This is a genomic window from Thalassobius sp. Cn5-15 (genome assembly GCF_022347685.1).
In the GTDB taxonomy this organism is placed as follows: Bacteria; Pseudomonadota; Alphaproteobacteria; order Rhodobacterales; family Rhodobacteraceae; genus Thalassobius.
In genome coordinates this window covers 995,481-1,012,644 of record NZ_JAKRGF010000001.1, presented here as the reverse complement: position 1 = coordinate 1,012,644, position 17,164 = coordinate 995,481, and the positions used below count along the sequence as shown (strand labels likewise).

The window sequence follows — 17,164 nt, the reverse complement described above, 5'->3', positions numbered from 1 at the left end:
GCTTAGCTCTCCATATCCAGTGCCAGTGCATAGGCGACACGTTCTATCTCAGAGAGTTTCAGCTTGATCGCCTGCTGGTAAAGGTCTTCGAACTCATCCATGTCATGCAGCTCTGCCGCTTTGGCCTGATGCCACGCATAGCCTTTGTCATGCCACTCTCGCAGCGTGTCGTCCTGCATCAAGCGGTCGTATTCCGCCTGCAGTCGCGGCAGGTTGCGCTGGATGGTCAGATCGGTGAAATCGGACCAGTCCATGCGGATCCAGTAGTTCAAGCCGATAGAGCGATCCACATGCAGCGCCCGACCACGCTGACGTTTGACTAGATAGCTTTCGGCACTGCGCAGGGCGTAATGGTTCAGCTGGATCAGATCATAACCAATGGATTTCTTTGAACTACGCCAGCCTTTTTCCGACGCTTCCCGGGTCATATCCTTGCCCGACCCGTTGACCCATTTCACCTTTGTCTTGAAATCTTCGCCCAGTTTGTTGGGGCGGTGACAAGAGATCTTTTCATAGGCGCCGATGTTCTTGAACATCGTTTTGAAACCCCAGACGGTGTGGGGTTTCGGACAGAATTTGGGCGCAGCCTTGTCGAATTGGCCGATGACAAAACTGTCGTCCAGTTTCTGCACATTGTTGTGGCCGAACAGCCGCCATGTCATCGCGACATTGGTGGCATCCGGCACCTCCTTGAAGAAGGCCTGAAGCGTGCCATTGCCGCAGCGCACGTTGATAAATTCGTCCACATCAATATGTGCAATCCACTCGGCGTTTTGCAGTACTGGTTCCTTCTGCGCCTGATTGAGGGCATATTGCTGGGGCGAATTGCCTTTCCATTTATCATTGTTGCGATGCTGAAGGATGCCCATTTCTTGCAGGCGGTCCAGAATCTCGCTGGTGCCGTCAGAACAATCGTTCGTATAAATGAGGAAGTTATCGACCCCGATGGCGCGGTGGTAAGCGACCCATTCGACGATATAGGGCGCTTCATTCTTCATGCAGCCGACGATGACGTTTCCGGTGGATCCTTTCGGCAATTTCCGCGGCTTCACCGTGCGGTAGGCGCGCCCTTTTTGCGTTTCCTCAACAGTGCCGATGTCATTGTGCGGTTTGAAGGATGAGGTTTGTAGTTTTTCGAAATTCTGCACGGCCAACGGTGGCATGATCGCACGGGCGGCGTCTGACAGCCCATCCTTGGGCTTTGGTTTCTCGGCTGGCTGCTTGGGCTTTGCGGGGGCGGTTTTTGTAGGCGCGGGCGTTGCCTCTGTCGCCATCGGTGTGGCGGCGCGTAACTTTTCCAGCTCTGCCTGTTTGGCGTCGCGCTCTTCGCGGGTGAATTTGTTGATCCTGTGCAGGAAGGACAACAGGTATTGTGTCGCACGGAAGCCTTTGGTCGGATCCGCCTCTTCCCAGTCCGGCTCAACGCTGTCGGGGGTCAGGCACGCCTTGGTCAGGGCAGGGTGCGCTTTCAGCAATGCCTTGTTCGCAGCAGCAAAACCTTCAGAGATCGACGAGAGGCTGCCTGCGCTCAGCGGGGCACCGTCTACTTCAATCTCTGCCATGAATTTGCGCCACATTTGGCGATTGATCAGCTTGTTCGAGTGTTTCAACAGATGCAGGAACTGTTCGTTCATCAGTCGCCCGCGCGTAATCCACGCAGCAGAGGGTTCCGCCGGAATGTCGGCAGCATTGGCGCGGCCAATGGATTGTTCGATGTCAAACATCGCGCGGATTTCATCTGTCACGTCTTCGGAATAAATCAGTGCCTCATCGTAGGGGCGCAACCGCATGCAGCCCTCGCCAAAGACGGCTTCCCATTCGGATTGCAAACGTGCGTAATCCAGCCAGAAGGCGGGATGCTGAATTTCCAGAAATTCGCCCTGTTCCGGCGCAATTTTATGGCCGTCCAGCAGGGCGTCGTCCCACCAGTCAGCGCTGCCTGCCATATCCATTTCGCGCGTTAGCGAGGTGGCGCGCCCCTCCATCACCTGCGCGGCGTAGCGGCGGGTCAACAGGCGGGCCTGTTCGTCAATGTGGGCCACAACGATGACCTCTGCCTCCAGCGGCGCCAGCAGGGACTTCAACCGCTCCAGCTCAGATCGCCGCGCCAGTGAGGCGCCCAGTTGGCTGGCCGACAGGATCAGTTTTTCGGGCCGCACCGCCGCCACATCGCGCACAATGGTGCGCTGCACTTCCAGAAACAACTCGCGCTGCTTGCTGGGATCAATAAAGCCACGATTGTAACGCAGGGTGTCCACGTGATCGGGGTCGGTTGCGGCCATGTAGAGACGCGTATGATTTTTGCCGCCGGGACCGCGCGGGAACAGGATGCCCTTGCCTTCAAGCTGCTCGCGCTTCTGTGCCAGAACGTCCTGAATGCGGGCGGCGCCCACCTGTTCCATACCGATGTGCAGGTAAATCTGCATCAGACGGCCTCCGTCTTAGTTGTGTCATCGCCCGCCGCGGTTGCGCCGCCGGAATTTTTGTTCAGATGGCCCCACCATGGCACCGCGCGATCCAGATGGGTGGCCAGTTGATCGCGGGCGTTGTCTGCGCGGATATCAAGGCGCAGGTAGGCGTTGCTACCGGCAAAGAGTCGGTCCAGATGGGCGTAATGCGCGTCAATCCAGCGTTGGCGCTGATGATCTGCGCCGCCATACCCCGCAGGCAGGCCGGGTTGATCATGGACGGGCAGGCGTTCTGTGGTCATGTTCGACCACCGTGCCATAGAGGCAGAGATGTCCGCCGCAGGCCGCCAGCTGGCAAAGAACTTCACCCCCGGGTGCAAGGTGCGGATCGCTTCTATCACGCCGAAATCCATTTGCGGCCACATCGAATGCCCGGCGCGCAGCATGCTGATTTCGCTGAAGGCATCAAATTCATCCAGATAGGCCAATGGGTCGCCGGTGCGATAATATCCTTCATAGATGAGCGAGGCGACATATTCACCAATCAGGTGATCGTCCTTGCTTTGCTTTGTGCGGATGCGAAAATCGGCGGTGTGCAGGCTGGCGCGGCGCAGGGCGCGGGCGACAGTGGTGGTGCCGGATTTGGGCAGGCCCAGATTGACTACGCGCAGCCTGGTCATACCGGCAGATCCAGCCGCTTGATCAGCTCTTCTTCCTGTGGCGGCAGGGTTGAGGCTGCGCGCAGCTGATCGCGCATCGCCTGATAGGCAGGCTGCGTCAGCAATTCATCGCGTTTGGCGCGGTGCAGATCACAGGCCTTGTCGTGAAGCGCGCGGATCTCAGGATCTGACTTCAGATCCTGCAGTGCAGCCTCTAGATCAGGTAGATATCGCTGGATGCTGGTGTCTTCCCATGCGGGATCATTGCGCTCGCGCCAGTAGGTGTCGTCAAAGGCGCGATTTTCTCGGTTCACATCTCCGCGGTCGTTTTTCACCAGATAGCTGTCGAGCGATCGCAGCGCATAATGGTTGAGCGTCGCATGCGCGCGCGCACCGTGGGCGGGAAACTTGCGGATACGACGCGGGTTGGCGGCGACCAGAAACTTGTGCTGCACCGGGCGACCCGACCCATCGGTCCATGTGGGACGTTTCTTCGGTGGCAGTTTTTCGCGGAAAAATGGGCGGTGCGCGCCGAAATACTGCAGCGGAAAATCGTGCCTTACCAGCGATTTGACCTCAATTGCTGTATCGCCACACCACAGGTCAGGGTTGTGAGACCGGCTGAACTGGCTGATCACTGGACGATCTTCAAACACCTCCACCCCGTCGCTGGCAAAGAACTGAAAGTTCAGCGAAATCGCCTGAGGATTGTCGCACGCCTCGATCAAGGCGGGGATGGTGTGATTGCCCACATGGATGTTCAAAAATTCATCCACGTCCGCGATCCAGACCCAATCGGCGTTGGTCACAATGTCCTGTTTGGCGGCGTGCTTCAGTGCCTCCATCTGGTAATTGCGCCCTTCAGCGGGGTTGGGCAGGTGTTGCACAATGCCACGCGCAGCCAGTGCATTCAGCATCTCATCGGTGCCGTCGCTGCAATCGTTTGAATAAAACAGATGATCGGTCACCCCGATCAATCGGTTGAAGGCAATCCATTCTAACAGAAATGGACCTTCGTTTTTAACGCAGGTGACGGCTGTTACTCGCATCTGCCTGCCTCTCTGACCTGTAGACGGCTCACTGGGAAACTCTCTGCTCTCGAAACGGCTGATTTTATTTGTGCTTTAGCCGCTTGTTTCCTCAATGTGTACAATTCGCTAACGCTTGCGTCAATTGTCCGACAGGTGTGCCGTGTGTTCTGCAATACGCCTTGCTCTTGACCTGAGGGGGTGAACCCGCATCTCTTTGGGGGAGGGAGGACGGCCATGACCAATGTGACGTCGATTGAGGATTTGCAAAACCAACTGGCAGGGCAGGGATACGTTTGTGGCCGCGCACTGGCCACTGTGGGGTTTTTATCACTGCGGCTGGGACGCCCGCTGTTTCTGGAAGGCGAAGCTGGCACGGGCAAGACAGAGATCGCCAAGGCGATTGCCGCTGCACTAGGGCGGCGGTTGATCCGTTTGCAGTGTTACGAGGGGCTGGATGCGGCATCAGCTGTCTATGAATGGAATTTTGCCGAACAGATGATTGCCATCCGCACGGCAGAGGCCACAGGTGGTGCAGATCGCGCTGCGCTGAAGGCGGAACTGTTTTCTGAGGATTATCTGATCGAACGTCCGTTGCTGCAGGCGATGCGTCCGCAACAGGGCGGTGCGCCGGTGCTGCTCATTGACGAAATTGACCGCACCGATGAGCCGTTTGAGGCGTTCCTCCTAGAGGCGCTCGGCGATTATCAGGTGACGATCCCCGAATTGGGCACCGTGCAGGCGCAGGAGCCGCCCATCGTGATCCTCACCTCCAACCGCACGCGCGAGGTGCATGATGCCTTGAAACGGCGCTGCCTTTATCACTGGGTCGATTATCCTGATTTTCAGCGCGAATTGGATATCCTTCAGGCGCGCGCGCCGGAAGCGGCTGAAAACCTCAGCCGTGAGGTGGTGGCCTTTGTCCAGCGTCTGCGCACTGAGGACCTGTTCAAAAAGCCCGGCGTGGCGGAAACCATTGATTGGGCCAAATGCCTGCTGGCGCTGGATGTTCTGACCCTTTCGCCAGAGGTGATTGCGGATACCTTGGGCGCGGTGCTGAAATATCAGGATGACATCCAGCGCCTGCAAGGATCAGAAGCTGGGCGGATTCTAGAAGAGGCGCGTGCTACGCTGGAACCGGTCTGATGGACGTCGTGTTATGACAAGCCTGCCGGATCTGGATCTGCCGGACGTTCCCAAACTCAGCCACAACATCATCTATTTCGCCCGCGCCCTGCGCAAGGCGGGGTTGGCGATTGGGCCGGGGCGGGTGATGGACGCGATCCGCGCGGTGGAAGCGGCGGGGTTTAGCCGCAAAGAGGATTTCTATTGGACCTTGCACGCCTGTTTCGTCAGCCGTCCCGAACAGCGTGCGGTGTTTTCGCAGGTGTTTCGCCTCTACTGGCGCGATCCGCGTTATCTGGAACATATGATGGCAATGCTTCTGCCGTCAGTGCGCGGTGTGCAAGAGGAGCGCAAAGCCCGCGCCGCCGAAAAACGCGCGGCTGAGGCGCTGCTGGAAGGGCAATACCCCGAAACAGTGCCAGAGGTGCCTGAGGCGGATGAGGTCAAGATCAAGGTGGACGCCAGCCACACCGCCTCGGCCGAGGAAAAACTGCGCAGCCTCGATTTCGAACAGATGAGTACAGAAGAGATCGCCGCGGCCAAACGGATGATCGCCCGTCTGAAGCTGCCGGTGCAACCCATACGGTCACGTCGGGTGAAACCGGCCTTGCGCGGTCATGCGATCGACTGGCGTCGCAGTATGCGGCAATCGCTTAGATTGGGGGGTGAGGTGCAGCAACTGATGTTGAAACAGCACCGCACGCGTTGGCCCAATCTGGTGGTGCTTTGCGATATTTCGGGATCCATGTCGCAATACAGTCGGATGGTTTTGCATTTTCTCCATGCGGTTGCGAATGAAAAGGGGGCTGGCTGGGCGCGGGTTCAAGGGTTCACCTTTGGCACGCGGCTGACCAATATCACCCGCCATTTGGGCACCCGCGATGTGGATCAGGCGCTGGCCCTTGCAGGGGCAGAGGCGCAGGATTGGGAGGGCGGAACGCGCATTGGGGACTGCTTACATCGGTTCAATCAGGATTGGTCGCGTCGTGTGCTGGGGCAGGGGGCGGTGGTGTTGTTGATCACCGACGGCCTTGATCGCGGCGACCCCGCTGCGCTGAGCCGTGAGATGGAGCGGTTGCAGCTGTCTTCGCGCCGGCTCATCTGGATCAACCCCTTGCTGCGCTGGGAGGGGTTTGCGCCGCGCGCCCAAGGTATCCGTGCCATGTTGCCTCATGTGGATGCCTTCCGCGCGGGCCATTCTATCGCCTCGCTAGAGGCATTGGCAGAGGTCATCACAGATGCGCGCGACCACGGGGAGAAGGCGCGGTTGATGCAGATGATGGCGCCTTGAAGTCGGATCGCCCTGCCGTCATCTTATAGGTGCTGAATAACGAGGTTTCACATGGACCGCTTTGACAACATTCCCGAAATCGCACTGGCCTGGCATCGCGCGGGCAAGGGCGCTGTGCTGGCCACGGTGGTGGAAACATGGGGCAGCGCGCCGCGTCGGGTGGGCAGCCAGTTGGCGATCTCGTCTGAGGGTGAGATCGAAGGTTCCGTCTCCGGCGGCTGTGTCGAAGGCGCGGTGGTGGTTGAGGCGCTAGAGGCACTCGAAGTTGGCAAAGCGCGGATGCTGGAATATGGCATCACCGATGGCGATGCCTTTGCGGTGGGTCTGGCCTGCGGTGGTACGATCCGCGTGTTTGTGGAACCGATTGGCACCGTGTTGTCCGAGCAGATGCTGGCCGATCTGGTCGCCGCCCGCGCCGCGCGTCGGGCTGTGGCCTATGTGGTCGATGTGGAAACCGGCACGCGCACGCTGACCGATCAGGGACATTCCGAACGGTTCCGTATGGATCGGTCTGGCTTTGAGGCGGATGGACAGACCTTTGTGGCTATTCACACCCCTCCCTTGCGCATGCTGATCGTTGGGGCGGTCCATATCGCACAGGCGCTGGTGCCGATGGCGCGGCTGGCAGGCTATGACCCTACATTGATTGATCCGCGCGACAGCTTCGGGTCACAGACACGCTTCCCCGGTGAAACTATTCGGCATGACTGGCCCGATGAAGGTGTCAGCGCCTTTGGCCTTGATGCCCGCACCGCACTGGTGCTGCTGACCCATGACCCAAAACTGGACGATCCGGCGCTGGAACAGGCGCTGAGGTCTGATGTGTTTTATATTGGCGCGCTGGGCTCCACCCGCACCCATGCAAAACGGGTGGAACGATTTGAGGCGAAGGGGTTTTCCGCGGCAGAGATTGCGCAGATCCACGGTCCCGTCGGCCTAGACATCGGTGCGGCCTCTCCGGCGGAGATCGCGCTGTCGATCATGGCGGAATGCACCGCCGTGTTGCGGCAGGGCCGTATCCTAGAGGCCTAGGTAATGCAGTTTGGACCCGTTCCCATCCATAACGCAGAGGGCGCTATTTTGGCGCATTCCCTGCAGGTTGGAGGTCAACGGCTGCGCAAGGGGCTGGTGCTGGATGCCACGCACATCGCGGCGTTGGCAACTGCGGGCGTGGCAGAGGTGACTGTTGCGCGGTTGGCCGCAGATGATCTGGACGAGGACACCGCCGCCACCCGCATTGCCGCCGCATTGGTGCCCGATCCTGCGGCGGTCGGCCTGACCCTTAGCACCGCGTTCACCGGACGGGTCAATGTGCTGGCCGCAGGGCCGGGTGTTGTGGAGATGGATGTGGCCGCGCTGGAACGGCTCAATGCGATTGACCCGATGATCACCGTCGCCACGGTGCCGCCTTTGCAACAGATGACGGCGGGCGGGATGGTCGCGACGATCAAGATCATCTCTTACGGTGTCGCGGCTGCAGACGTAGACCGTGCCTGCGACGTGGGGCGGGACGCGATGCAGCTGCATCCACCAGTCTATCAAACTGCTGCATTGATCGTGACCGATATTGCGGGTGGCGCGGGCCTTAAAGGGCAGGCGGCAATTGCCGACCGCGTGACGGCGCTGGGCATGGCACTGGTGGACACCATTGTGGTGCCACATGAGCAGGGCGCACTGGCGGAGGCATTGGCCGCGGTTACGGCGGATATGGCGCTGATCCTCACCGCCTCTGCCACGTCTGATCCTCATGATGTGGCGCCGCAGGCGTTACGCCAGGCGGGGGGGCAAGTGACACGGTTCGGAATGCCGGTGGATCCGGGCAATTTGTTGTTTCTGGGCGGCCTCAGCGGCACGCCGGTGATCGGTCTGCCCGGATGCGCCCGCTCACCCGCATTGAACGGCGCGGATTGGGTATTGTCGCGGGTGGCGTGTGGGGTGGACGTCAACGGCAGAGACATAGCCGCGATGGGTGTTGGCGGGTTGCTAAAGGAAATTCCAACCCGTCCTATGCCGCGTCAGTCAAAGCGGCGTTAACCGCCGCAACCGCACCAAGGGACTTGCACCGCCCAAGGTTGTTGCAACGGCGCAGTAATCATCGCAAGCTGTATATACTTACGCCTTACCGTAGAGTTACTAGATCTGGCGTTCAGAGGAGACATGCTCTTGGCTTGCGCGATTGGGTGCGTTAGCCTTTTCACAGATGGGCCGATAAGGCCACAATGGGAGGAAATCATGAAGAAATATCTGGCACAGGCAGCGATTGCTGCGCTGGCGGTGGGTTTTGCCACTGAGACTATGGCAGAGGAATGGAATGTATCCCTCTGGGGCAAGCGCCGCGCCTTCACCGAACATGTTGAAAAACTGGCCGAACTGGTGTCTGAAAAAACTGGTGGTGAGTTCACGTTGAACATTTCTTACGGTGGTTTGTCGAAGAACCGCGAAAACCTTGATGGAATCTCCATCGGGGCGTTTGAAATGGCGCAGTTCTGTGCGGGCTATCACCGTGATAAAAACCCCTCGATCACCGTGCTGGAATTGCCGTTCCTTGGTGTGAACACGCTGGAAGAAGAAGTTGCGATCAGCCATGCGGTCTACGCGCACCCTGCTGTGCAGGCTGATCTGGGCCGCTGGAACGCGAAACTGCTGATGACCTCGCCCATGCCACAGTACAACATCGTTGGCACCGGCGAGGCGCGCGATGAACTGGCAGAATTTGACGGCATGCGTGTGCGCGCCACCGGCGGCATCGGTCAGGCGTTTTCCGCCGTGGGGGCCGTGCCCACATCGGTGACTGCGACCGAGGCGTATAACGCGATGGAAAGCGGTGTTGTCGACACCGTCGCTTTTGCTCAGCACGCGCATTTTGCCTTCCGTACCATTGATCAGGCGACCTGGTGGACCGCAAACCTGAACCCCGGCACCGTGAACTGCCCGATCGTTGTGAACACCGACGCCTATGAAGGCCTGTCGGATGCCCACCGCGAAGCGTTGGACAGTTCCGTGGATGAAGCCATCGCGCATTATCTGGCCAATTATGGCGAGTTGCTGAACAAATGGGACAGCGTTCTGGCCGAAAAAGGTGTTCAGAAGGTTGAACTGGCAGAGGGGGAGATTGCCAAGTTCCGCGAAGTGGCCGCAGGCCCGATCCGTGACAAGTGGATCGCTGACATGACCGCACAGGGTCTGCCCGCGCAGGAGCTGTATGATCTGGTGATCTCCACGCTCGAAGCCAAACGGGCCGAGTGATCCAATCACACAAGACCAAGCCGCGCTGGGCCAAACCGGCGCGGCTTTTTTATACCAGATAACATGCCCTAAGGGCAGAAACGGGGAATGGGATGGCAGGATCTGCTGCGGTGCTGGAGGATGGTTCGCGCCTCAGCCAGCTGGATCGGGGGCTGTTGCGGCTGGAACGGCTGCTGGCGCTCTTGTGCGGGCTGGCAGTGTTTTCACTGATGTTTCTGGCGGTGATTTCGGTTTCGGGACGCAACCTGTTTAACGCGCCTTTGCCTGGCTATGTGGACTGGATCGAACAGGCGATGGCGCTGATTGCCTTTCTGGCGATTTCCTACACCCAACGTGATGGCGGCCATATCCGCATGGACATTCTGGTGGGCCGTCTGAGCGGCCGTGCCCTTTGGGCGGCGGAGTTTCTGACAACATTGGCGGCCTTTGGCCTTATGGTTCTGCTGGTCTGGGGAACGTGGTCGCATTTTGACCGCAGCTTTGATTTCAACGCGCCTTTGTGGTCGCGCGACAGCTCTATCGACATTGGTATCCCGATCTGGCCGGCCAAGCTTTTGGCGCCGATTGCCTTTGCGGTGCTCAGCGCGCGTATGGCGCTGCAGCTTTGGGGGTATGGCCGCGCCTTTGTGCTGGGATTGGTAGAGCCAGTGGCGGTGCCGCTGGTGCAATCGGCCGCAGCGCAGGCGGCAGAAGAGGCGGCACATGTCGAGGATTTGGGCAGTGACGGGGGCACAGGCTGATGGAACCGATTGAAATTGGTCTTTGGGTGTCGGGCTTTATGCTGTTGATGGTGGTTCTGGGCATGCGCGTGGCCTTTGCCGCGGGTATCGCAGGCATGGTGGGCCTCATCTGGATTTTCTGGGCCAAGAAGGGCTATGACCCCGAAGACTTCGGCTGGGCGCTGACCGTGGCTGTGAAAACCGCGGGGCAGGTGCCTCATTCCAAAGTGTCCAGTCAGGCGCTGTCGCTGATCCCGACCTTTATTCTGATCGGCTATCTGGCCTATTACGCAGGATTAACCAAGGCGCTGTTTGAGGCTGCCAAACGCTGGGTCGGCTGGTTGCCGGGCGGTCTGGCGGTGTCCACCGTGTTTGCCACCGCAGGCTTCGCCGCCGTGTCCGGTGCATCGGTGGCCACATCGGCCGTCTTCGCCCGCATTGCCATCCCTGAAATGCTGAAAGTGGGTTATGACAAACGCTTCGCCGCGGGGGTTGTGGCGGCGGGTGGCACCTTGGCGTCACTGATCCCGCCCTCGGCCATTTTGGTGATCTACGCGATCATTGTGGAGCAGGATGTGGGCAAGCTGCTGCTGGCGGGCTTCATCCCCGGTGCGTTCTCTGCGCTGATCTATGGCGGGTTGATCGTGACACTGGCGCTGGTCTTGCCCAAGTTTGGCCCGCCGGTGCGCGGCTATACGTGGAAGCAGCGTTTTGCCGCGATCCCGCCAGCCTTTCCGATCTTCTTTGTGGTCTTCATCATCATCTTCTTTATCTACAACCCCTTTGGAGGGGACGCTTGGGGCACCCCGACCGAAGGCGGGGCGCTGGGGGCCTTTGTGGTCTTTGTGATGGCGGTGCTGCGCGGCATGGGCTGGGCGCAGCTGAAGGACGCGCTGTTGGAAACCGCGAAGCTGTCGGCAATGATTTTCACCATCATCTGGGGCGTGCTGATCTATGTGCGTTTCCTCGGCTTTGCGGACCTGCCCGGTGCCTTTTCCGATTGGATCACGGGGCTGGAGCAAAGCCCGATGCTGACGCTGATCCTGATTCTGCTGGCCTATGCGGTGTTGGGGATGTTTATGGATGCAATCGGGATGCTGTTGCTGACGTTGCCGGTGGTTTATCCGGCTGTGATGGCGCTGAATGGGGGCGAGTTTGTCTCAGCCGCAGACAGTGCCTTTGGTATGTCGGGGCCGATGTGTGCGATCTGGTTCGGCATTCTGGTTGTCAAAATGGCCGAGTTCTGTTTGATCACCCCGCCGATTGGCCTCAACTGTTTTGTGGTTGCGGGGGTGCGTGACGACATTTCTGTGCAGGATGTGTTCAAAGGCGTGACACCATTTTTCATCGCTGATGCGCTGACCATCGCGCTACTGGTGGCATTTCCTGCGATTGTGCTGTGGCTGCCCAGTTTGGCGTGATGCCGTTCTTCCGGATCACAAAGTGAGCCGGTTCGTGCCCGACCCGCCCCCAGAGCGGGCGCGAATTTCCAACAAGTGCCAAGTGTGCAGTGCGCCGGTTTGCTAAAAGGTCGGCGCACTTGTAAATCCCGCCCTCGGGTCGGGCACGAACCTCTGTTTCGGCCTTCAAACCGCGATCAAGTGGTTGTCAAACGCCAGTTCGTGCTGAGCAGGCTCTCCCTCAGCCCCGATAGAGCGGATCATTCCAGTGCCAGAGGTTGCGATAAACCCGTCACCGGATGCCGACAGTCCGCACACATCCACCTCATCCACTTGCCGCACGAACGCACCCGTTGCGGCATTAAACAGCTGCACCGCATTTCCACGCGGTGAGGTGATGGCGACCAGCCGTCCGTTGCCGCTGAACGCGATAGAACCCGCGTAGTTCTTCATCCCCTGATGCAGTGCTTCGGGCGCGCTGAATAGGCGCGGCGCCTCACCCGCACGCATCATTCCCAGCAACGGCGGGTGCTGTCCATCCTTGCCCTGCCACTGCATCGCGAAACCGATCAGCCCGTCGGCGCGCACAGTCAGATGGCGGATGGAGTTCAGGCGCAGGTCAAGGTCCAGTTCCGTCACCTCTAGCCCGCCATCCAGCTCCATCAGTGCCAGATTGGCCCGCATGGTCGGCAGGTTCAACGGGCTGCGACCGCTTTCTGGGTGGGTGTCGATACCGCCATTGGCGATGACAAAGCGGTCCTGACCGGGCAGGCGCTGCATGTCATGTGGCCCAACCCCGCCCGAGGGCAGATCGCCCACACGGCGATAGCCCAGTCGGCGGTCCCAGATGGCGATGCGGCCTTCACCAGCCTCATAGTCATTCTCAGGGGTTAGCAGTAGATCACCAGCCAGATCAAAGACGCCATGCCCCATGAAATGGCGGCCCTCAGGGCTGTGCAACTCTGCCAGAACCTCGCCATTTTGGCAGTTGATCACATGGGCGAATGTGCCGGGGCGACGGGCAAAGGCCACCGCTTCGGCCCGTGTTGGATGGGCGCAGGCGGCGTGGCCGCGCCCGGGCAGCGGATGATCAAAAAGGATCCGGCCTGCGCCGTCCAAGCCGTAGATACGAAAGGCCCCATCAGGTGTCTTCGCCGCTGACAGATACTGTGGGGCACCGACGTTGGCCCAGCTGATCGCCGGTGTCATGCTGCTGGCCAAGAGGCCTGCCAGAAATCCCCGCCGCGATCCTGTCAGCATAGTGTTAATCCCCGTCCAGCGCGTTGAACCCAGCGGGCACGCCCAGTTCTTCACCCAAGGGGGGCATCAATTCTTCGGTAATGCGGCTGTAAAGGTTCAGGCGCACGATGTCGGCCTGCAACCAGCCAAAGGGCGTGGCGACCGAGGACAGATCGGGGCTGTCGATGACATCAATCGCTTGATGCGTATCCTCAAACGCGGCCATCAGCTCCGCCTGCAGCCCAGAGCCGTCGCGCGATAAGAGAGCCGCCAGCTCTTCCAGCTCCCCCACCGCCAGCGCGATATGGCGCTGGCTGCGCTGTGACCGGCGTGCCTCGGCCCGTTTGGGGCGCGGACGTTCAAATGTTCCCAGCGGACGGCCAAGGCGCATGTCGGTGGTGAACTGCAGGCCTGTCAGCAGTGCCTTGAACAACTCCTGCGTGGCCTCGGCATTGGTTTTGTAGGGGCCATCGGCATGGGGCCTGCGCATTTGGTCTGCATAGGATGCCCAATCAGTATTGATCGCTGCAGACAGCCGCGCAATATCTGCACTGCCCGCCTGCACCAATGCGCAGGCATAGGCTGCGGGCTGTTGCAACTGCGGCTCATAAAGCAGGTATTCCAGCGCGTAGAACCCACGTGCGGCGATGCTCAACTCGGTATATTCCTCCGGCGCCAGAAGTGCGACATCCTGATCGGCCAGCAGTTGTGCCAGTGCCTTTGGGGTTTTGCTGCGCGGATCAGGCCAGAAGGCCAACGCAAAGGCGCGGTTTTGCACCTCTGTCGGGCCAAAGCGCAGATGACTGACCCGTACCCAGGCGTCAAAGGCGCGGGCGTATGCGGTGCGCAGATCCTCGCTATCCGGAGTGCAATCCTGAGCGGCAATCATCGCCAACTGACTGGTTGCCTCTGCCAGATCGGCGAAATTCGGTAGGACATGCTGATCCAGAACCCGTTCGACCAATCCCACCCGTTCCGGCACTGGCTGAGCGAGAGACGCCCCCGGCAGCAACAGGGCAAGAGCGGTGGCAAAGGGTTTCAACATCTCAAAGGCTTTCCAGAAAGGCGATCAAGGCCGCCCGGTCGGTTTCGTTCAATTGGCGCACATGGGCCTGCGCAGCAGCTGCTTCGCCGCCATGCCACAGCACCGCCTCCAAGAGGGTACGCGCCCGCCCATCATGGAGGAAGCCCGCCTCAGCCGAAGCCCTGTGTGCCAGACCAATACCCCAAAGCGGCGGGGTACGCCATTCCCGATCTGTTGCCACACCCTCAGGGCGGCTGTCCCTAAGGCCATCGCCCATGTCATGCAACAGGAAATCGGAATAGGGCCAGATCAGTTGGAAAGAGCGTTCTGCCTGATCGGCCAAACGGTGGGTGACAAAGCTGGGTGTATGGCAGTCGGCGCAGCCCGCAGTGTGGAAAATCTCTTTGCCACGCAGCACCTCAGGCGCAGCGACATTGCGTCGTTCCGGCACGCCGAGGTTTGCGGTGTAAAGCGTCATCAGATCCAGACCGATATCATCCACCTCATTGACCCGCACGTCATTGTCACCATGCGGCGCGGCGCGGCATTCAGTCTGTGCCTCTGTGCAGTCACCCCAGGGTGCGGGAAACAGCGGTGATGAAATCCCCAGGTCGGTGCTGAGTGCGCCAGCCACCTGTTGCCGCACGGTGGGCTGCGTGGCCTTGTGGCCAAACCGGCCCAGCATCCACGTGTCATGCGCCACCGACCACGCCACAGCGGCGCGGCCTGAAATGCCATTGCCATCTGCGTCCTCTGGGTCGGCAAGCGCCAGAATATCAGCGGCGGGGATCGCCTCGATCAAGCCCAGCCCGCTCAGCGGCGGTGCGATGCGCGGGCTGAGCATTGCCTGACTATGCAAAGGTCCATGCGCCATTTGGGTCAGGGTCACGTCGGGGCGGCGCAGGGTGATGACTGTGCGATCGTCCAACGTCACCGGATACGGCGTATAGGTGACAGAAATTTGCGCCTCAGCGCCTACGGTGGCGGTGGCGAAATCCTGTATCTGGCTGCCGTAGTTCGGTTCGGGCTGGGTGGCGATCCAGCCCTCAATCTCCTCCATACGGTCGTCCTGCGGGGCGGGAATTGACAGTTTCAGCGCAAAACTTTTGGCATCTTCCGACGGTCCAGCAGGCGCGTGGCCGCGACCATCGTTGATGTGGCATCCCGAGCAGGCGCGCGCGTTATAGATCGGGCCCAAGCCGTCTGACGCGCGGGTGGAGGAGGGGGCCGCAACCCATAGCTTTTCAAACAGTGACCGACCCAGTTCAAAATCCAGCGTTTCGGTCAGGCTGGCGGCGGGATGGGAGAGAACGCGTTCGTCGTCGCTGGCAGGCACTGTGGCCTTGCCGGCGCTCAGGGCTTCAAATCTGTGAGGAGCAGAAAAATCGCTGGGCGCTTGGCGCACGGCGGTGATGCGGGCGGTCTCGGCATCCGTGCGGGGCAGTGGCGACAGATGCAGATCCTGCGATAGGTCCAATGCCATCGCGGGATTCACAATCGTTGTCGTCAGTAACAGGGCATATAGGGGGATAAGGGGCGCGGGACGCTTGAGCATGTTCTAAAACCGTAGCGGTGCGCGTGATCAATGTGGATGTGGCGCGGTTGGCTGGGTAAGGGGGAGGCGCCGCCTTGGACAAGGGGAGGTTGTCAAAGCGGCAAAAGACCGGCCGCGGAGATCCACAGCCGGTCTGTTGAGCAGTGTTTATTCAAACACGGCCTTGGGGTTGTCGAGGCTGTCGGAGCCTTCAAACTCCAGCTGGTTCAGGCCCAGTGCAGCAACGACACGCTCGATCGATTTGGTCTGATCGACCAGACCGTTCACACCACCCATGATCAGCGCTTCGCCTTCGGCGTTGCCGCGTTCCAGCATCTGGTCATAGGCGAAACCGTTGTCGGCTGCGTCCTTCATTTTGCCCAGTGCGGCCATGGTCACGTCCAGCTTGCCGGTCATTTCCGCGTCCAGTGCAGCGTCTTTGGCCTTCACCAGATCTGACAGCGACGCGCCGGAAACAACGGTGCCGTCAACGCGGGTGTAGCTGCCCAGATAGACGTTCTGGATGCCTTTGCCGTCGTAGTAGTGGCTGTTGTGGGTGTTGTCGGAGAAGCAATCGTGCTCTTCTTCGGGATCGTTCAGCATCAGGCCAAGGCGCATACGCTCACCTGCCTGTTCACCGTAAGACAGCGAGCCCATGCCCGTCAGCATCGCAACCAGACCTGCATCTTCGTCTGCCAGCACAGTTGCGCGGCCTTCGCCACCTTCAGCCCATGCGCCTGCCATGAATTCCAGATCGGACACCAGCAGATCGGTCGCTGCCTTCAGGTAGGCCGCACGACGGTCGCAGTGACCGCCGGTGCAATCGTCACCTTTGGCGAAATCGGTTGCCGGACGGTTGCCAGCGCCAGCGCCATGACCGTTCAGGTCCTGACCCCACAGCAGAAATTCGATGGCGTGGTAGCCGGTGGCCACGTTTGCCTCAACACCATCTGCTTCGTGCAGGGTCGCTTCCAGCAACTCAGGGGTGATGTTGGTGGCGTCCACATCAGTGCCGGACAGTTTGAAAACGGGGGTCGCAACAACGTTCAGCGCGGCGTATTCGTTTTCTTCGGACAGACCGTAGGAGGCGTCAACATAGTCGATCAGACCTTCGTCCAGCGGCCATGCGTTTACCTTGCCTTCCCAGTCATCAACGATGGCGTTACCGAAACGGTAAACCTCGGTCTGCTGGTAGGGGTTACGCGACACCAGCCAGGCGTCTTTCGCTGCTTTCAGGGTTTCGTCCGAAGGCGAAGCGATCAGCGCGTCAACTGCGGCCTGCAGCGCTTTGGCGGTGATCAGGCTGTCCTGATATTTTGCCTCTGCGATGTTGGCGTAGTTTTCCAGAACCGCTTTGGCACTCGGGGCCTCTGCAAGGGCGCTAGTGCCCAGCGTCAGTGCCAGCACAGAGGTGCTCAGGAAGGTGGTTTTCATGTCGACTGTCCTCAGTTGGTATGTCAGTTGGTACAATGAAGGACGCGGCCGTTCTGG

Annotated in this window: 14 protein-coding genes; 7 read left to right on the top strand and 7 right to left on the bottom strand. The window is 59.9% G+C overall.

What is annotated here, in order from left to right; translation table 11 throughout:
• Positions 1–2 precede the first annotated feature (2 nt).
• The 3 genes from MHM86_RS04815 to MHM86_RS04805 are packed head-to-tail and all read right to left on the bottom strand — an operon-like array spanning position 3 to position 4,116.
• Positions 3–2,426 (bottom strand): glycosyltransferase family 2 protein, encoded by a 2,424-nt coding sequence (locus MHM86_RS04815; protein WP_239196432.1) that lies wholly within the window; start codon positions 2,424–2,426, stop codon positions 3–5.
• The gene (locus tag MHM86_RS04810; protein WP_239196430.1) at positions 2,426–3,088 is read right to left on the bottom strand and encodes a sulfotransferase family protein; all 663 of its coding nucleotides are present in this window, start codon (positions 3,086–3,088) and stop codon (positions 2,426–2,428) included. Before MHM86_RS04810 ends, MHM86_RS04815 begins: the two co-directional genes overlap by 1 nt.
• Positions 3,085–4,116: a glycosyltransferase family 2 protein gene (locus MHM86_RS04805; RefSeq protein ID WP_239196428.1), complete on the bottom strand. Its 1,032-nt coding sequence runs from the start codon at positions 4,114–4,116 to the stop codon at positions 3,085–3,087. Before MHM86_RS04805 ends, MHM86_RS04810 begins: the two co-directional genes overlap by 4 nt.
• A 216-nt stretch (positions 4,117–4,332) precedes the next feature.
• Here MHM86_RS04805 and MHM86_RS04800 point away from each other — a divergent pair, with 216 nt between their 5' ends.
• The 7 genes from MHM86_RS04800 (at position 4,333) to MHM86_RS04770 (ending at position 11,897) form a co-directional block, all read left to right on the top strand.
• Positions 4,333–5,241 carry a MoxR family ATPase gene (locus MHM86_RS04800; RefSeq protein WP_239196418.1) on the top strand — a complete coding sequence of 303 codons (909 nt, stop codon included), beginning with the start codon at positions 4,333–4,335 and terminating at the stop codon, positions 5,239–5,241.
• 13 nt (positions 5,242–5,254) lie between these two features.
• Entirely contained in the window at positions 5,255–6,511 is a 1,257-nt protein-coding gene (locus MHM86_RS04795; protein WP_239196416.1) for a VWA domain-containing protein, read from the top strand.
• A 51-nt stretch (positions 6,512–6,562) separates the two neighbouring features.
• Complete coding sequence (locus MHM86_RS04790) at positions 6,563–7,543, top strand: XdhC family protein (protein ID WP_239196414.1); 981 nt, start codon at positions 6,563–6,565, stop codon at positions 7,541–7,543.
• A 3-nt stretch (positions 7,544–7,546) separates the two neighbouring features.
• Positions 7,547–8,545: a molybdopterin-binding protein gene (locus MHM86_RS04785; RefSeq protein ID WP_239196412.1), complete on the top strand. Its 999-nt coding sequence runs from the start codon at positions 7,547–7,549 to the stop codon at positions 8,543–8,545.
• A 198-nt stretch (positions 8,546–8,743) separates the two neighbouring features.
• On the top strand, positions 8,744–9,757 hold the full coding sequence (locus MHM86_RS04780) for a C4-dicarboxylate TRAP transporter substrate-binding protein (protein ID WP_239196410.1): 1,014 nt from the start codon (positions 8,744–8,746) through the stop codon (positions 9,755–9,757).
• Between the two features lie 92 nt (positions 9,758–9,849).
• A complete protein-coding gene (locus MHM86_RS04775; RefSeq protein WP_239196408.1) occupies positions 9,850–10,497 on the top strand; it encodes a TRAP transporter small permease subunit in 648 nt (215 codons plus the stop codon).
• Positions 10,497–11,897: a TRAP transporter large permease gene (locus tag MHM86_RS04770; RefSeq protein WP_239196406.1), complete on the top strand. Its 1,401-nt coding sequence runs from the start codon at positions 10,497–10,499 to the stop codon at positions 11,895–11,897. Before MHM86_RS04775 ends, MHM86_RS04770 begins: the two co-directional genes overlap by 1 nt.
• A 165-nt stretch (positions 11,898–12,062) precedes the next feature.
• On the opposite strand, the gene MHM86_RS04765 is transcribed toward MHM86_RS04770, so the two are convergent.
• From MHM86_RS04765 to MHM86_RS04750, 4 genes are all read right to left on the bottom strand, one after another.
• Complete coding sequence (locus MHM86_RS04765; RefSeq protein WP_239196404.1) at positions 12,063–13,136, bottom strand: DUF1513 domain-containing protein; 1,074 nt, start codon at positions 13,134–13,136, stop codon at positions 12,063–12,065.
• 4 nt (positions 13,137–13,140) lie between these two features.
• Positions 13,141–14,160: an imelysin family protein gene (locus MHM86_RS04760; protein ID WP_239196402.1), complete on the bottom strand. Its 1,020-nt coding sequence runs from the start codon at positions 14,158–14,160 to the stop codon at positions 13,141–13,143.
• A gap of 1 nt (position 14,161) precedes the next feature.
• A complete protein-coding gene (locus tag MHM86_RS04755; RefSeq protein ID WP_239196400.1) occupies positions 14,162–15,622 on the bottom strand; it encodes a di-heme oxidoredictase family protein in 1,461 nt (486 codons plus the stop codon).
• Positions 15,623–15,841: 219 nt separating this feature from the next.
• Positions 15,842–17,107: an imelysin family protein gene (locus MHM86_RS04750; RefSeq protein WP_239196398.1), complete on the bottom strand. Its 1,266-nt coding sequence runs from the start codon at positions 17,105–17,107 to the stop codon at positions 15,842–15,844.
• Positions 17,108–17,164 lie beyond the last annotated feature (57 nt).

Excerpts from the sequence above, each read along its gene's own strand:
- MHM86_RS04780 (WP_239196410.1), top strand. The coding sequence starts at position 8,744 with ATGAAGAAATATCTGGCACAGGCAGCGATTGCTGCGCTGGCGGTGGGT.
- MHM86_RS04810 (WP_239196430.1), bottom strand. The coding sequence starts at position 3,088 with ATGACCAGGCTGCGCGTAGTCAATCTGGGCCTGCCCAAATCCGGCACC.
- MHM86_RS04775 (WP_239196408.1), top strand. The coding sequence starts at position 9,850 with ATGGCAGGATCTGCTGCGGTGCTGGAGGATGGTTCGCGCCTCAGCCAG.
- MHM86_RS04800 (WP_239196418.1), top strand. The coding sequence starts at position 4,333 with ATGACCAATGTGACGTCGATTGAGGATTTGCAAAACCAACTGGCAGGG.
- MHM86_RS04755 (WP_239196400.1), bottom strand. The coding sequence starts at position 15,622 with ATGGCATTGGACCTATCGCAGGATCTGCATCTGTCGCCACTGCCCCGC.
- MHM86_RS04770 (WP_239196406.1), top strand. The coding sequence starts at position 10,497 with ATGGAACCGATTGAAATTGGTCTTTGGGTGTCGGGCTTTATGCTGTTG.
- MHM86_RS04750 (WP_239196398.1), bottom strand. The coding sequence starts at position 17,107 with ATGAAAACCACCTTCCTGAGCACCTCTGTGCTGGCACTGACGCTGGGC.
- MHM86_RS04795 (WP_239196416.1), top strand. The coding sequence starts at position 5,255 with ATGACAAGCCTGCCGGATCTGGATCTGCCGGACGTTCCCAAACTCAGC.
- MHM86_RS04765 (WP_239196404.1), bottom strand. The coding sequence starts at position 13,136 with ATGCTGACAGGATCGCGGCGGGGATTTCTGGCAGGCCTCTTGGCCAGC.
- MHM86_RS04815 (WP_239196432.1), bottom strand. The coding sequence starts at position 2,426 with ATGCAGATTTACCTGCACATCGGTATGGAACAGGTGGGCGCCGCCCGC.
- MHM86_RS04760 (WP_239196402.1), bottom strand. The coding sequence starts at position 14,160 with ATGTTGAAACCCTTTGCCACCGCTCTTGCCCTGTTGCTGCCGGGGGCG.
- MHM86_RS04805 (WP_239196428.1), bottom strand. The coding sequence starts at position 4,116 with ATGCGAGTAACAGCCGTCACCTGCGTTAAAAACGAAGGTCCATTTCTG.
- MHM86_RS04790 (WP_239196414.1), top strand. The coding sequence starts at position 6,563 with ATGGACCGCTTTGACAACATTCCCGAAATCGCACTGGCCTGGCATCGC.
- MHM86_RS04785 (WP_239196412.1), top strand. The coding sequence starts at position 7,547 with ATGCAGTTTGGACCCGTTCCCATCCATAACGCAGAGGGCGCTATTTTG.